The organism is Micromonospora sp. IBHARD003, assembly GCF_056106285.1.
Genome location: NZ_JBWBBX010000001.1, coordinates 7,231,182 through 7,247,011, shown reverse-complemented (window position 1 = coordinate 7,247,011; position 15,830 = coordinate 7,231,182). Strand labels below are relative to the sequence as shown.

11 protein-coding genes are annotated in these 15,830 nt (G+C 70.1%); 8 read left to right on the top strand and 3 right to left on the bottom strand.

Annotation, left to right across the window (positions count from 1 at the left end; genetic code table 11):
• Positions 1-2,895: an NHLP bacteriocin export ABC transporter permease/ATPase subunit gene (locus tag ACTWOL_RS31770; RefSeq protein WP_474300297.1), complete on the top strand. Its 2,895-nt coding sequence runs from the start codon at positions 1-3 to the stop codon at positions 2,893-2,895.
• A 2,356-nt stretch (positions 2,896-5,251) separates the two neighbouring features.
• Here the strand turns inward: ACTWOL_RS31770 and ACTWOL_RS31765 are convergent.
• Positions 5,252-5,752, bottom strand: coding sequence for an ATP-binding protein (locus ACTWOL_RS31765; protein ID WP_474300296.1), 501 nt, complete (start codon positions 5,750-5,752; stop codon positions 5,252-5,254).
• A gap of 132 nt (positions 5,753-5,884) precedes the next feature.
• Here ACTWOL_RS31765 and ACTWOL_RS31760 point away from each other — a divergent pair, with 132 nt between their 5' ends.
• Together ACTWOL_RS31760 and ACTWOL_RS31755 are read left to right on the top strand one after the other, a co-directional pair.
• Complete coding sequence (locus tag ACTWOL_RS31760) at positions 5,885-7,186, top strand: VWA domain-containing protein (RefSeq protein WP_474300295.1); 1,302 nt, start codon at positions 5,885-5,887, stop codon at positions 7,184-7,186.
• On the top strand, positions 7,186-7,965 hold the full coding sequence (locus tag ACTWOL_RS31755; RefSeq protein WP_474300294.1) for a peptidase: 780 nt from the start codon (positions 7,186-7,188) through the stop codon (positions 7,963-7,965). The genes ACTWOL_RS31760 and ACTWOL_RS31755 overlap by 1 nt, the downstream gene beginning before the upstream one ends.
• 324 nt (positions 7,966-8,289) lie before the next feature.
• Here ACTWOL_RS31755 and ACTWOL_RS31750 read toward each other — a convergent pair whose 3' ends face one another.
• A complete protein-coding gene (locus ACTWOL_RS31750; RefSeq protein ID WP_474300293.1) occupies positions 8,290-8,997 on the bottom strand; it encodes a lysostaphin resistance A-like protein in 708 nt (235 codons plus the stop codon).
• 104 nt (positions 8,998-9,101) lie between these two features.
• Between ACTWOL_RS31750 and ACTWOL_RS31745 the strand changes: the two genes are divergently transcribed.
• On the top strand, positions 9,102-9,899 hold the full coding sequence (locus tag ACTWOL_RS31745; protein WP_474300292.1) for an N-formylglutamate amidohydrolase: 798 nt from the start codon (positions 9,102-9,104) through the stop codon (positions 9,897-9,899).
• A 24-nt stretch (positions 9,900-9,923) separates the two neighbouring features.
• On the opposite strand, the gene ACTWOL_RS31740 is transcribed toward ACTWOL_RS31745, so the two are convergent.
• Positions 9,924-11,783 carry a glycoside hydrolase family 5 protein gene (locus tag ACTWOL_RS31740; protein WP_474300291.1) on the bottom strand — a complete coding sequence of 620 codons (1,860 nt, stop codon included), beginning with the start codon at positions 11,781-11,783 and terminating at the stop codon, positions 9,924-9,926.
• A 94-nt stretch (positions 11,784-11,877) separates the two neighbouring features.
• Here ACTWOL_RS31740 and ACTWOL_RS31735 point away from each other — a divergent pair, with 94 nt between their 5' ends.
• The 4 genes from ACTWOL_RS31735 (at position 11,878) to ACTWOL_RS31720 (ending at position 15,830) form a co-directional block, all read left to right on the top strand.
• A complete protein-coding gene (locus ACTWOL_RS31735; RefSeq protein WP_474300290.1) occupies positions 11,878-12,927 on the top strand; it encodes a DUF2804 domain-containing protein in 1,050 nt (349 codons plus the stop codon).
• Positions 12,928-13,053: 126 nt separating this feature from the next.
• Positions 13,054-13,677: a P-loop nucleotide/nucleoside kinase family protein gene (locus ACTWOL_RS31730; RefSeq protein ID WP_474300289.1), complete on the top strand. Its 624-nt coding sequence runs from the start codon at positions 13,054-13,056 to the stop codon at positions 13,675-13,677.
• Positions 13,674-14,291, top strand: coding sequence for a kinase (locus ACTWOL_RS31725; RefSeq protein ID WP_474300288.1), 618 nt, complete (start codon positions 13,674-13,676; stop codon positions 14,289-14,291). The genes ACTWOL_RS31730 and ACTWOL_RS31725 overlap by 4 nt, the downstream gene beginning before the upstream one ends.
• A gap of 69 nt (positions 14,292-14,360) precedes the next feature.
• Entirely contained in the window at positions 14,361-15,830 is a 1,470-nt protein-coding gene (locus tag ACTWOL_RS31720; RefSeq protein ID WP_474300287.1) for a hypothetical protein, read from the top strand.

Below are 15,830 nucleotides of genomic sequence, written 5' to 3'. Positions count from 1 at the left end.
TTGATCCCCGTTCAGCCCGGTCCGCAGGGCCCTTCGGCACAACCGGACGACATGGTGCTCACGGCGCTCGGCGCCCTCGGCACACCGGTCGACTGCGGTGGTCTGCGCAGCCTGCCCCTGGAGGGACCGCAGGTGGTGTGGCTCGTCCTGGACGGGGCGCTCGACCTCTTCGCGGTCGATGCCGTCCAGCAGGGCCACTGGCACTTCCTGGGGCGTCTGGAGCCGGGCACGCTGCTCCTCGGCCCGGCAGAGGGTCCCCAGCACACCCTGGTCGCCCGGCCGTCGCAGGGATGCGTCGTGCGCCGGATCCCGCTGCGGGAGCTGTACCGGCCGCAGGAGTACGCGGATTCGTCGGCGCACTGGGCGTACGAGCAGCAGTACCGCAGCCTGTACGACAGCCAGGACGGCACCCTGAGCCTGCTGGAGCACGCCTTCGCACTCGGCGTGGGGCGCGGCCAGCGCGTGCTGTTCGAGGCGCCGCTCGACGGGCGGTCGGCGGACGCGGAGTCGGCCGCCGACGAGGACGTGCTGTGGCTTCCGGTCTTCCCCGGCAGCGTGCAGTACGGGGCCGCCTACAGCGCCGAAGCCGCGGCGGACCTGCTGGTCGACGGCGCGCTGTGGCAGCAGATGGTCAACCAGCAGTACCGGCTGCTGGCCACGCTGGACCGCTGGATCGAGCGTCTGGAGCGCGCGCACGAGGACCGCACGGCCCAGGGACTCAGGGCCGGGGAGGCGGTCCGCCAGGGCGCCGACCAGGCCCTGCTGGCCTCCATCGGGCGCCCTCGCAGGGCGACTTCGGCACGGGCGGGCGCGGCGGGGGGGTCCGACGACGCCGCGTACGCCGTGTGCCGGCTCGTCGCGACGGCAGCGGGCATCGTCCTCGCCGAGCCCGCGCAGTGGGGCGGTGCCGGCGGCGCCGACACCGACCGTACCGGCCCCGTCGAACGCATCGCGCTCGCGTCCCGGGTCCGCACCCGCGCGGTGCGGCTCGACGGCCGCTGGTGGCGGGAGAACTGCGGACCGCTCGTGGGGCACCGGGCCAAGTCCGGTGCGCCGGTGGCCCTGTTGTGGCGGCGCGGCGGCTACCGGGCGGTCAATCCGGTGACGGGCAGCCGGTTGCGTGTCGACGAGGACAATGCGGAGGAGTTCGAGCAGCGCGCGGTCATGTTCTACCGGCCGCTTCCCGAACGGCCCGTGAACCTCTGGCGGTTGGTTCGTTTCAGTCTCCGCGGCACGCGCCCCGACCTGGTGCGGCTGGCCGGCGCCGGGCTGGTCACGGTCACCCTGGGCGCGCTGGTGCCGATCGCCACCGGGAAGGTGCTCGGCGAGTACGTACCGAATGCCGAGACGGGCCTGATCGTGCAGGTCTCGGTGGCCGTCATGGTCGCGGGCGTGGTCTCGGCCGTGTTCATGCTGCTGCAGAACCTCACCGTCCTGCGCCTCGAGGGCCGGATCGAGAGCACGCTGCAGCCCGCCGTGTGGGACCGGCTGCTGAAGCTGCCGACCAGGTTCTTCACGGAGCGCTCCACCGGCGAGCTCGCCAGTGCGGCGCTGGGCATCAGCGCGATCCGCCGGCTGCTGTCCGGGGTGGGCCCGGTCGTGGTGCAGGCGTGCACGGTCGGGACGATGAACTTGGTGCTGCTGCTCGCCTACAGCCTCCCGCTCGCGATGGCGGCCATGGGGCTGTTGCTCGTCATCGCCGTGGTGTTCCTGGGGCTGGGACTGTGGCAGCTGCGCTGGCAGCGGCGTCTGGTGGAGCTCGGCAACAAGCTCAACAACCAGGCCTTCCAGACCCTGCGCGGGCTGCCCAAGCTACGGGTCGCGGCGGCCGAGAGTTTCGCGTACGCGGCCTGGGCCGAGCAGTTCGCGCGAAGCCGTGAACTGCAGCGCCGGGCGGGCCGGATCCGCAATCTGACGACGGTGCTCGACGCGGTCTATCTGCCGCTGTCCGCTCTCATCATGTTCATGCTGCTGGCGGGCCCTGCGCGGGGAACGCTGTCCGCGGGCGACTTCCTCACCTTCCACACCGCCGTGACCATGATGCTCGCGTCGGTGACCCAGCTGACGGGTGCCCTGGTCTCGGCCGCTGCCGTGCTTCCGATGTTCGAGCAGATCAAGCCGGTGCTGGAGGAGGCTCCCGAGGTACACGGGGCCAGTACCCGGCCCGGGACCCTGTCCGGGGCGATCGAGGCCCGCGAGCTGTCCTTCCGCTACGGCGACGACGGCCCGCTCGTGCTCGACGGTGTGTCCCTGACGGTGCGCCCGGGCGAGTTCGTCGCGATCGTCGGTCCCAGCGGTTGCGGCAAGTCCACCCTGCTGCGTCTGCTGATCGGCTTCGACAGGCCGGACTCGGGCAGCGTCCTGTACGACGGCCAGGACCTCGCCGCCCTCGACCAGGCCGCGGTGCGCCGCCAGTGCGGGGTCGTCCTGCAGAACGCCCAGCCGTTCACCGGCTCGATCATGGACTGCATCTGCGGTGCGGAGCCGTTCACCCAGGAAGAGGCCTGGGCGGCCGCCGAGATGGCGGGCCTCGCCGAGGACATCCGCCGGATGCCGATGGGCATGCAGACCATGATCGCCGGTTCGGGTGCAGTGTCCGGTGGTCAGCGCCAGCGGCTGATGATCGCCCAGGCGCTGATCCGCCGACCGCGCATCCTCTTCTTCGACGAGGCGACGAGCGCGCTGGACAACGCGACCCAGCGGATCGTCACCGAGAGCACCCAAGCCCTGCGGGCGACCCGTGTGGTGATCGCCCACCGGCTGTCGACGGTGCTGGACGCGGACCGGGTGATCGTGATGTCGGAAGGGCGTGTGGTGCAGGAAGGGCCTCCGTCGGCTCTGCTGGCGGACACGGGCGGACGGCTGCACGAGCTGGTGCGGCGGCAGCTGGTGTGAGCCGCAGGCGGGCCCGAAGGTGTGAGCCGCAGGCGCGCGAACCGGGTTCGGGACGGCGTCCGGTCTCCCAGCCGGTCCTTGAGGTCGCGTACGCCTGGTGCGCTCAGGCGCGCGGCAGGCGCTTCCAGTGCGCGGAGCGCGGTCAGCAACTCCTCGCCTTCGGCACACAGCGGTTCGAGGTGGTCGATCACCTCCTGACGCGCCCGGTTCTCCGGCTGGGAGATGCGCTCCCTGATGAACGCGCTCGACTCTTCGAGCTGCTCCCGGTACCGGTCCAGATTGTCGGTCAGGTGATCGATGACTTCGGTCGCCTGCACGCCGATCGCCAAAGTGAACTGCTCGCGGACGGCCGCCGCTTCCACGTCGATGGCCTGGACCCATTCCTCGCGCAGTACGTCGAGCGAGCTGGCGCGTCCCTTGCGGATCTGCAGGCCGAGGTAGACGAGCCCGGCGACCCCGGCGACCAGGCCCGCGGGCGGCAGCAGGGTGCCCGCCGCCGCCAGTCCCCACACCCAGCCCCCGCTCGCCACCACGGGTGTGACGATCCCGACCAGCGCGGCTGCCCGCTGCACGACGTCGTGCCGAGTCGCCCGGCGGCGCGTCTGCCGGGGGACGGAGACGTCGTCGACGTCGAAGGCGAACGCGGGCAACCGGCCGGCGAGTTCGCGGTCCCCGAAGACCCGGTCGACCGTGCGGACGACGTCCTGCTTGAACGCCTCGTACTCCTGGTTCCACAGGGTGACGGGACCGGTGGGCGACTCCAGCCAGGTGCGCAGGGTCTGCGCCTTGGACACCTGGATCCGGTTGGCCTTGGCCGGCTTGTTGACATCGGTCTCGCGGATGGCCGCGTCGAGTGCGGAGTGCAGATGGGCCGCGAGGCGGTTGAAGGGCCGGGTGGCGCGTTCGACGCGATCGTGCAGCTTGCGTCCGAGCTCCTCCCGTACCGTGGGCAGGGACGTGTCCAGCTGTTCCACCCGGCGGCGCTGGAGGTCGAGCCGCTCCGTAAGCTCGTCGATCTCCAGGCGTTCCGTCTGCAGCTGCTGCTCGAGCACACGGTGGCGCTGGCCGATCAGATAGCGCGCCTCGGCGGCCACGGCGGCGATGTGCCGGACACCGGTGCCCGTGCTGATGAGGTCCTCGATGGCGCCGCGGAGTTCGTCCATGTTGCTCTTGTTGCGCCGGTGGTGGGCGGCGGCTTCCGCTCCCTCCGAGGCGAGCTTCGCCGCGGCCGCCTCCCAGGCCGGGGATACGGCGATGAAGCCCTGCCCGATGAATTCGAGATCGGGCCGGCCGTCGGGCAGTGTGAAGTTGTCCCTCAGATACTGGTTGTTGCGGGCGACCGTCGCCTTCCACTCCGGCTGGTCGCGCAGGTCGAGATGGGAGGCGGTGTCGATCGCGGTGACCACCCACACGACCCGCTTGCGCTGGTTGTTCCGGCCCGACAGCAGACAGTGGTCGTAGAGGACGCGGATGAGTGCCAGGTCCGTCTCCGAGAGGGTGCGGCCCGCCGGTGTCACATAGAGGTAGCAGTCCGCGTCGAGGAGGGCCCGCCGGACGATGCGGTCATGAGTCGTGTCGGACGAGCCGACGCCGGGCAGATCGTAGAACTTCGCCGGCAGGAGTGTGTCGGCGAGCAGCAACTCCGCCTCGGCCACCTCGCGCCCCCGGTGCGGCCGGAGGCGGTTGACGACGTCGCCCTCCTTCATCGCGTACGCGGCGACCACCGCGGGTGCCGGGGAGTTCCCCACGTCCTCCCAGGCGTCCGGGGGTGCGTCGGCGAATCGCACGCGCAGGAATCCCGAACCCGAGGCGTCGACACCGGACTGAGGGTCGACGGGAACGACGCTGAAAGGCCAGGACGTCGTCGGCACGGGTGAAGAGGGCAGCAGCCCGACGTACTTGTCACCGCTCTCGCCGGATTCCGTGGTCACCTCGATGAGTTCGAGTCCGCCCTGCAATCCGCTGAGCAGGAAACTCTTCCCCGACGAGAAGTAGCCGAGCAGAGCCACGTTGATGAGGGTCGAGGCCGCGCGCGTCCTCAGCCGGCGCACCGCGTCGGCATCCTCGTGCAGCCTCTGCGGCCAGCTGCCGGACGCGTCGGGTGCGGTGGCCGCCGCCCCGAGCCACGCTTCACAGCGGTTCAGGATGTCTCGTAGCTCGTCACGAGTCTCGCTCACGTCTCTGGGCACGGTCACAGCACACGTATACCCCAACAGCCGTGCGTGATCGGCCGGTTCGACAGACACCGCACATTCTGCTCGCCCGAAGGCGGTGGGCGGTTCACGGCCCCGTCACGAACCGGCCCCGGCTCGGAGGTTCGGCCCCCTTGCGCGTCCCGTGCGTCGAGGTTCCCGGTCTACTGGGACCTCGGTCCGGGCGATGTCGCCACGTCCGGGGCCGTCGACGCCGACGGCTCCGTCGCGCGCGGAGAACCCGTCGGTCTCTCCCGCCGCCGGACCACGTCGATGTCCGCCCACACGGTCTTCCCGGAAGGCGGGTGCGGACGCACCCCCCAGCCGGTGGCGAGCGCGGCGACGATCACCAGCCCGTAACCCCGGCGAATCCGGTCCTCGTCCGCCGCTTCGTCGACGGCGATGGCGACGGGGCGTTCACCACGGGCGTCGGTCACCTCCACCCTGAGCCTTCCCGGCTCCAGCGTCAGGCTGAGCCGGAACCCCCGGCCCGAGAGCCGCCCATGGCTGACGGCGTTCGCGGTCAGCTCGGCGACGACGAGCGCGGCCGTCTCGGTCCGCTCACCGTCCCTGGCCCACCCCCATTCCACGAGCTGCTCGACCGCGAGCAGCCGCGCGAGCCGTGCACCGCGCCGCGTCGAGCTCAGCAGCTGGGTGAACTCCATCACCGGTGAACCTGGTTGCGGCATACAGATGAATACGGTCCCACGCGCCGCAGCATTCATTCCCGCCGCACAGGCACCGGGCACCGGGCGGCCGAATTGGGCTGTACTCCCCGCCCTCACTATGATCCGCCGATGATCACAAGAAAGCGACTGGCGGCCGCCCTCTGTGGCGCGCTGCTGGTCACGTTGACCGGCGGCCTGCTCCCGGCCGCCGCCCTCGCCGACTCCGGCGGACCCGACGGCGAGCCCGCCTCGAAGGAACCGCCCAAGGTCGAACTCGTCCTCGACGTCAGTGGTTCGATGCGGGCCCGTGACATCGACGGCGATTCCCGGATGTCGGCTGCCAAGCAGGCGTTCAACGAGGTGCTGGACGCCGTGCCGGAAGAGGTGCGGCTCGGCATACGTACCCTCGGCGCCAACTACCGCGGCGACGACCGAAAGGAAGGCTGCAAGGACACCCGCCCGCTCTACCCCGTCGGCGAAGTCGACCGCACCGAGGCGAAGACGGCGGTGGCGACGCTCGCTCCGACCGGCTGGACGCCGATCGGGCCCGCGCTGCTGGGCGCCGCCGACGATCTCAAGGGCGGCAACACCACCCGCCGGATCGTGCTCATCACGGACGGCGAGGACACCTGTGCCCCGCTCGACCCGTGCGAAGTGGCGCGAGAGATCGCGGCCAAGGGCATCAACATCACCATCGACACGCTCGGCCTGGTCCCCAACGCCAAGATGCGCGCCCAGCTGATGTGCATCGCCGAGGCCACCGGCGGTACGTACACCTCCGTCCAGCACAAGGAGGAGCTGTCGGGCCGGGTGAGCCAACTGGTGGACCGTGCCGCCGAACCGGTCGTCACCCCCGTGGCGACGCGGGGCACGGACCGCTGCGAGGACGCGCCCCAGCTCAAGGCCGGCCTCTACAGCGACCGTGAGACCTTCGGTCAGCACCGCTGGTACCGGGTGGATCTGCTGCCCGGGCAGGAGCTCCGGGCATCGGTGAGCATCGCCGCCGACCGCGCCGTCAACCGCGACTACGGCGTACTGCTGCGCGCTTCGACCGTGCACGGCCGTGAGATCGTACGCGGTGAGGCGGCCGGGGACGGACGCACCGACGTCATCTCGACCGGGCTGCGCTACCCCAAGCCGGAAGCCGAGGACGCGGATTCGGACACCGACATCAAGCCCGCTGCGGAGACCGTCTGTCTGCGGGTGAGCAACTCGTTCTCCGCACCGGCCTCCGTGAAGACCTCTCCGGGTCTGCCGGTCGAGCTGACGCTCGACGTGGTGGACGGCCCCGACGACGCCGCCGATGTCGCCTTCCTCGGACTCGGCCGGGGCTGGTGGCTGCTCGGTCTGCTGACGCTCGCAGGTTTCCTGACCGGTCTGCTGTGGGGCTGGATCTCGCGCTGGCGCATCGCCGTCTGGAGGACCAACTGATGCGTACCGTACGCACTTTCGCGGGTGCTCTCGCCGCCTGTGCGGCTCTGTTCGCACTGCCGGGTACCGCTGCGGCGGACACCCCCTCGCCCACCGCGTCCGAGAAGTCGGAGGAGACTCCCGCGCCGACCGAGGCCGGCACCTCCTTCCGTACCGCCACCGTCGTACGTCCCGGACAGCGGGCGACCGCCCAGGGGGCGACCGGTGACTACCTCTACTGGCAGTTCCCCGCCGACGCCGGGCAGCACGCCACGGTCAGGGCCACGGTGAAACTGCCGGACGCGAAGGCACGCCACGGCGCCCACACCTGGCGCCTCGACGTGTACGACGGGCTGCGGCGCCGGCAGGCATGCCGCTACGGAAGCGACGCCAAGGCAGCACCGGCCGACGCCACATCGGTGGAACTGTCCTGTGCGCTGCGCACGGTACGGGCCTGGGCGGAGCCTGCGGCGAACGACCCGCTGCCGGGCACGTACTACGTGCGCCTGACGGTCGTCGGCGCCCCCGCCGAGGATCTCGGTGAGTCCGTCGACACGGCCCTCGAGGTCACCACGGCGGACGCCGGCGGCGCGGCAGCCGTCGACGGCTCCCTGGCCGCGCCGCTGGTGCCCGCGTCGGGCCCGAAGGTCGAGCCGGACGGTGGCTGGGCCTCCGGCTGGTGGTCGTCCCGCGTGCTGTGGACCGCGGGCGGTGCCGTGCTCGCCGCGCTGGCCGGGATCTGGGGCTACCGGCTCACCCGCGGCAACGGCCGCCCGGCGCACGCACCGCCGGGAGCCTGAGCACCCCACTTCCGGGGCCATCAGGCTCCCCGAGCCGCTCACGGTGCCGCCCTCCCGCAGGCCGGGCGGCACCGTGAGCACCCCTCGCTCAGGTCCTGTCCGGGCGATCTTTGAGGATCGGCCGGGCAGAGTCTAGTGCTGTGGCCGGATAGGTTTGCCGGGAAGCTCGCGGCGTCCGGTGCGGTGGATCGCAAGGCGGTGGGGGTACCCCCGGCCGGAGGCTGGGGGAGGTCGCCCTTGTACTGGATGTACTCGGGTGACTCGACAACGCAGCGAGGCGCCGTGCAGGGCGCCTCGAGCCGGTGAACCTATCCGGTCACGGCACTAGACGCCCAAACCCAAGCCGGCCGCGGCCGAGTGCCCGACCGCCCAGGCGAACACATAGCCTCCGTCGTTGACGGCACAGTGCAGGGCCAGTGGCGGGATCAGGCTCCCCGACCTGCGGCGCAGCTCGCAGAACAGCACCCCCGCGAGTCCGGTGCCCACGACCGCCGCGGCCACCGACAGGGTGACTGCCGTACCGCCGGTGCCGAAGAGGGCCTGGGCCGCGGCGTTGGAACGGGTGAGCCCCTGGGACGGCTGGATGTGCCACAGCCCGAACAGCGCCGAGGAGACGGCGGTGGCCCAGGTCGCGCCCCACCGCCGTCGCATCATGGCCCACAGCACTCCCCGGAACGCGATCTCCTCCAGGAGCACGGTCCCGAACGGCACGCGCACCAGTACGCGATACGCCAGCTGCCCTGCCGAGAGTCCCGCGGCGCGCTCGTCCTGGAACGCATCACGGGCCAGAGGCAGCGCCACCAGATAGACCGCGAGCACGGCCCCCACCAGTACGAGTCCGCAGCGCAGACCCCGCCGCACCGAGGCACGGCCGAACCCCAGCTCGTCCCAGGTGATCCCGGACCGCAGGGCGATCAGCACGAGCGCGGCGGCCGCGGTGACGCAGACGGGCACGTACATCGCGGTCCCGAGCCGGTTGATCAGCACGTTCGCGGCCGCGAGCACCACAACGGCCAGAATGAGCATCCGCATGGTCACGCCAGCATGCCCGAAGCCCGCGGAGGTCGTCCTCCAACGCGCCGTTCACGGCCGGTCGTCGACCCGCCGCACTCCGAACGACAGGACCCAGGAGAGACATGAACCAGGCATCCGCCTCCTTCCGGCTCGTCCCCGGCGCCGCCGGCTCCCCCGTGGTCCTCCATGTCCCGCACTCCGCACGCACCGTCCCCGCCGATGTCCGTCACGGCATCCTGCTGGACGACCGGGCCCTCGCGCGGGAACTCGACCACATCACGGACGCACACACCGCCGAGATCGCCGCGGGCGCGGCAGCGGCGGCGACGGTCACCCCCTGGCAGTTCGTCAACCAGGTCTCTCGCCTGGTCGTCGACCAGGAACGCTTCCCCGACGAGCGTGAGGAGATGCTGGCGGTGGGTATGGGAGCGGTCTACACACGAACCACGCATCGCGAGACGCTCCGTCCGGCCGGTGCGGATCCCGGGCCCCTGATCGACCGCTACTTCCGGCCGTACGCCACGGCGATGGCGCGGGCGGTCGCCGGCCGGCTGGAGGCCACAGGACGCGCCGTCGTCATCGATGTGCACTCCTACCCGTCACGACGGCTGCCGTACGAGTTGCACGGCGACGGGCCGCGCCCGGCGATCTGCCTGGGCACCGACGCCTTCCACACCCCCGAGGAGCTCGTCGCCCACGCCCGGCGGGCCTTTGCGGGATTCGGCGGTACGTCTCTCGACAGCCCCTTCGCGGGCACGTACGTACCGCTGGAGTACCACGGCGAGGAGCCACGGGTGAGCGCCCTGATGATCGAGATCCGCCGTGACGTCTACATGACCGAGCCGGGCGGCCCGGCGGGTCCCGGGCTGCAGCGGCTCGCTTCGGCGCTCGCGGAACTTGTCGACGCCGTGACGGGGTGACCGGGCGCGGCGCCCCGGGGGTGGTCAGTGTTCTGCCGCCCAGGCCGCGAGCTCGTCATGTGCGGCCCGCAGCAGGTCGTCGGACGGGGCCGTCGCCCCATTGGTGACCAGTGCGAAGTGCGTCGTGCCGCCGCCGGGCGCGGTGAGCAGAAGGCGCCGGCTGCCCGTGCCGCCCGGTTCGGGGGCCACGGCGACCGGCACGCCCGCGGCATACGGTCCGGGCGCGTACACCCGGCCGAGGTCGGAGACGACCGTGGTCCGCGCCGGAGTGAAGGAAGCGGGCAGATGCAGTTCGGTGGGTGCCGCGGTGCCGTCCGAGCGCCACAGCAGCATCCCGTACTGGCCGGTGCCGACGAGCTCGCGGACACGCGGCAGGGACGGCGGCACCGGGTTCCAGGTGAGTGTGGTGGAGCCGTCGCGGGAGCGGTCCTCGTAGGTGAAGGCGACGACGCGGCCCGCTGTCGCGCTCGGGTAGAGACGGTCCAGGAGACGGCTGTCCTGGCGCAGCCCGGGAATGCCGGAGTCATCGAGCCGGACCGCCGACAGATCCTCGTCGTTCCAGGCGTCCGCCGCGGTCAGGACCTTGCCCGGGTTGCCGTTCATCCGCTCGTGGTGGCGGCCGTGGTAGATGTCCCACTGCCATTGGCTGCCGGAAAGCACGGGTCCCGAGTCCTGGGGCCGTGACCACCAGGCGGCCCCGGGCAGCCGGGAGTCAAGCGCCTGGTACATCGCCTTCACCACGGTCGGCGCCTTGTCCGAGACGGTTCCGCTGAGCGGATGTCCGAACTCGCTGACCACGGCTGCCGTTTCGGCCGCGGCCGCACGATCGCGGACGGTGCCGAAGTCGCCCGTGTACTGGCCGTCCTTCGCCTTGCCCCACATGAAGACGCCGGAGATCGCCTTCTGGTCGTAGAAGTGGGTGTTGAAGACATAGCGGGGACCGAGCCGGCCCGCGTCGAGGAGGCCGCCTTCCTGCCGCTGGAAGTCCAGATTGGCGTTCCAGAAGAGGTTCGGCTCGACGAACGCGGGTTTGTCCCGCCATCCGGCCGCGTCCATCCGGCCACGGAACTTCTCGTAGAAGGGCCACAGCAGTTCGCGTTCCCACGCCCTGCTGCTCTGGCCGGCTTCGTACGCACCCGCGTGCGGCTCGTTGTACGGGTCGAATCCGATGACGCCGGCGAACTCGGCGGCGCTCAGCTGCCCGGCGAGATACTCCATCGTCGACTGCGCGGTGTCGAGGAACGCGTCCTGGATGCCACCCCTGTTGTGCCAGAAGTCGTACGTCGCTTTCGTCACGGCCTGGTTCTGTGTGATGTTCTGCCCCCAGAAGAGACAGATCCCGCAGAACTCACGTGGGTAGCCTCCGGCGGCGACGACCCACTCGGGGGCTCCGTCCCCTGTGTACCAGCTGCCCTCGTTGAACAGATACCGGGAGAAGAGGTCCTGGTGGAAGTCCGGGTAGACGCGGACTCCGGCCCTGAGGAAGGCGCGCATCTGCGCGGTGGCCGCGGCCAGATACGTGCGGTCGATCCGGCCGCGCACGGGCTCGGCATGCGCCCAGGACAGCAGGAACCGCGCGGAGTTTCCGCCCCCGAGCGCCCGCAGCGCGTTCGCCGACTTCTCGGCGTCGGCGACGGAGGCGAAAGGCAGCCCCCCGTTCTCCTCGAGCTTGGTCTCGCCGGAGACGTTGTAGCCGCGCAGCACGACCTCGCGGCCCAGCCCGTCGGTGAAGCGGCCGCCCCGGACCGCGAAGGACGCGGCGGCGGCCTCGTCGAACCAGAGGGAGTCGGGCACGGGCCCAGCCGCGGCGGGACTGCCCGCCCCGATCAGGGACGTGGCGACGAGGACCAGGACACCCATAAGACGCACCCGCATCGATGGCATGCGTTTCACATTCCTGACGCAACGTCAGCATGTCAATGGCACGGTCCGTCCGATCACCGTCGACGGTGCCGGGCAGCGCCGGTAGGGTCCGGCCATGGCCACGCATGAGCGCGAGATCACCGCTCCCGTCGATCTGTGCCGTGACGACGGACGCATCGACCCGTCGGCCGTCGGCTGGTCACGGCGACCCCTGCACCGCTCCCGGATTCCGGGCTGGGGCCGGACGAAGCGGTGGGAGTACTGGTGTGTGACCACACCGACCCATCTGGTCGCCCTCACCGTCAGCGATCTCGACTATCTGGCGCTCAACTCCGTGTATCTGCTGGAATTCGCCCCGGGTGGGCGCGAGTTCGAGAAGACCTCGATCACACTGGGCCGAGCGGGTGTCCGTCTGCCCGACGGCGTTGCCGGCACACCGGGCGCTCCCCCGCTCAGGGTCGGGCCGCAGCGGCCCGTACGAGGCCGGGTGCGCGTGGAGATCCTCAACGAGGGCACATCGACCCGTCTCCGGGCGAGGTGTCTGAGCCCGGAGCGCCGGCCGGTCGAGGTGGATCTGCTCGTGGCACTGCCCGACGGCCATGAGACCCTGTCCGTCGTCGTCCCCTGGAGCGAACGCCGCTTCCAGTACACCTCCAAACACACTGCCCGTCCCGCCAAGGGCTCGGTGCGCATCGGCGATGACGTACTCGCCTTCGACGACGACGCCTGGGGCACTCTGGACCACGGGCGAGGACGCTGGCCGCGGTCGGTGGCCTGGAACTGGGGCGCCGCATCCGGCCGGACGGACGGCCGCACCGTGGGACTGCAGTTCGGCGGGCGCTGGACACGGGGCACCGGAGCGACCGAGAACGCCCTGTGCGTCGACGGCCGCCTCACCAAGATCGGCCAGGAACTGCAGTGGCACTGGTCCCCCGCCGACCCGCTGGCCCCGTGGACCGTCCGCGGCGGCGAGTCCGGCAGCCAAGTGGACCTGGAGTTCACCCCGTTCCACAACCGATCCAGACACACCGACATCGGCCTCATCGCCAACCGCACCGACCAGTGCTTCGGCCACTGGACGGGCACGATCCACACCGACGACGGGGACCGGATCGCGGTGGACGGGTTGCTGGGGTGGGCTGAGGACGTCCGTATGCGCTGGTAGTCAGGGCTGACGCAGTCTCAGCGACGAACAGGAATCACCCAACTCGCACGTGGGAACCTTCGTTCACCAGAGGCGAGTTGGCGATACCCTGCGTCATGCTGAAACTGTCACCCACGGGGGAGCATCGTGAGTAGTGGACCCGCGCCGTCTGAGCACTCGGTCGCGCTTGTCTTGGTCGCCGGATACGCAGGTTCCGGCAAGTCCGAGGCCGGAAAGTTACTCTCACAGACAACCGGTTGGACACTCCTGGACAAGGACACGCTGACACGCCCCCTGACCGAGTCCCTGCTCACGAAGCTCAATGGAGACCCGGACGACCGGCAGAGCCGGGTGTACGGCGAGTCGGTGCGACCACTGGAGTACGACTGCCTGATGAAGGCGTGCTGGGAGAACCTGGAATGCGGAGTTCCCGTCGTGGCAGTGGCACCGTTTCTGGCTGAGGTCGTCGACGGGCAGTGGGTCGCCCGCACCCGACGTCACTGTGCGCGACTGGGAGCGGGCATGGAAGTGCTTTGGGTTGACAGCGACGCATCGTCCATGCGCGAGCGTCTGACCGCGCGCAATGCCTCGCGCGACACATGGAAGCTGGCCAACTGGCGCAGTTACCTGCTTTCGATCTCCCTGGAGCAGCGCCCCACAGGAGACTTCCATCTCATCGACAATCGCATCACCACCATGATGCCTCTCGCCGAGCAGGTGGAGTCCGTGGCACTGGCGCTTTCCGCCCGCTACGTACGGAGTGCGGTATGACCGGGGTCGTGCTGCTCGGACCGCCCACGGCCGGCAAGGACACCATCAGCGCAGCGCTTTCCGCACTCGACGCCCGCTTCAGTCAGCTGGTGAAGGTCAAAGTCGGTTCGGGGCGCACGGCTGGGTACCGCGTCGCGAGCCGTGACGAGCTCGACGAGCTGCGCTCGGTCGGGCGGTTGGTGCTGGAGACCAAGCGGTACGGCAATACGTATGCAATCGACCGAGCCGACCTGGAGCTCATGCGGGAAGCCGGGCAGGTGCCCCTAGTGCATCTGGGGAGTGTCGAGCACCTGCGAGCCTTCAGGGCATCAGTTCAGGAGCCATGGCTGTACGTGCTCCTCTGGGTGCCTCGCGATGTTTGCGCGGCGCGGTCGGCCGGTCGGGGCGACCGCGACACAGTCGACCGGTTGGCTGCATGGGATGCAGCACGGGCCGACCTGGCCGCAGTGCCAGAGAATGAGCCCCTATTCCACCTTGTGCTCCGTACAGACCGCGTCGACGTGAGTGCGGCCGCCAACGTAGTGGCGAAGACACATGCGGCAACGGAGTGGGAGTACGTACGGGAGGGAGCGCTCACCGGGCTCACCGACTCGAACGGACCCGGCCCGCAATGAGGCTCGTTGTACAGGGGGAGGACCACACATCAAGGGGACGGGTTGAGGACGATCAGAACGCTCGAGTCCTTGGCTCAGGCGGTAGGGCTCGCTGGCTCCGAGGGTCTGGGCCGCGACCTTACGATCCGGCAGCGGGACATTGACGAACAACTCCAGCTCGACGGGCTGTCAGCCGACCGGCTCGCACTGGTGCGGGTCAGCGCGGATGGGATCGTCGCCATACGGTCATGTGTCATCGAGGAGTTGGTCATCGATCACTGCACGGCGGATGCGGTTCTGGTGACGAATTCTCGGATCGGTCGGCTCATCGTGCGCAATGCGCCGTTGAACTGCGAGATCACCGTGAACGAATCGACCGTTCAGACACTGGACGTGCATTCATGTGGGTCGGTGCGGCTGGAGGGCGTGCGGGTGGCGGATTCGGTACAGGTTGCGGCGCTCCGCGGGCACGTTCACCTCAAGCGGTTGCGCGCCGCGACCGTCACCTTGCGAGGGCAGGTAGCGGGCGGGCGGCAGCGTCGGCCTCAGGTCACGCTGGAGTACGTGCATGTCACGGAGAACGTGAGCCTCGATGATCTGTGGCTGTCCTCGTTGGCATTGGAAGAGATCGATGCCGCCGCCTTGGTGTTACGGCGAGTGCGCGTCGACGCGCCGTTCCGCGGCACCGGGGTCCGGTGCCGCGAAGGGTTGCGGATCAACGGCATGGTGGTGCCCGGAGAGGCGAGCATCCTGGTGGACAGCCAGGTCAAAGGCACCGTCGACGTACGCGGGCTGCGACACGTGGCCACAGTTCCCTCCCAGCGACAGGGATCAGCGGTGCCGGAACCGGAATCCGGTGCGGCGGAGCTGATCTTCCGGTCGTCCACGATCTGCACGCTGACCGCAAGCGCGGAGAACAACTCGCCAGTGGTCGTGGAACTGTTCGACACTTCCGTGACGGAAGCACTCGCAGTGCCCAGCGGACCGGCCCGCTACCGTCTGGCGGGCACGAGCAGTGTCCACGAGGTGGACCTCGGCGATGTGGTCTTCCGGAGAGGCGCACACGTCACAGGATTCCTGGACCGGGTGTTCACACGGATCAGCCCCGGTGCACTGGAGGCGGTGCGGTCCACTCTCGCCCGTCGTCGGCGTACGGCGGAGGAGGACCAGCTCTACTACTTCGCCCGTCAGCGGGAGGCTGCCGGTGAGAGCCGGTGGGCAAGGCGGCTGGCTCTGCGCTGGCTGTTGGGTGGAGTCCTGGGTTGGGGCGTCCGTGCCCGCAATCCTGCCCGTACGTTGGCGATGGCCGTGCTCACCACCGGCGTCCTGCTGTATCTGACCGGCGCTGTGCGAGGCCCCGGTACGGATCATCTCGACGATCCGGTCGCCATGGGAAGGTCCTTGGTGCTGGCATGCGCGCTGTGGCTGAACGTGGGCATGGGAGCGCCGTCGGAGTTGAAGACCTACGCCTGGACGGCGTTGGCGGTGGGCTGTGCGATCGGTGGCCTGCTGTTCACGACACTCACCGTGGGCATCGTCATTCGCAAGCTCGTGCGTTGA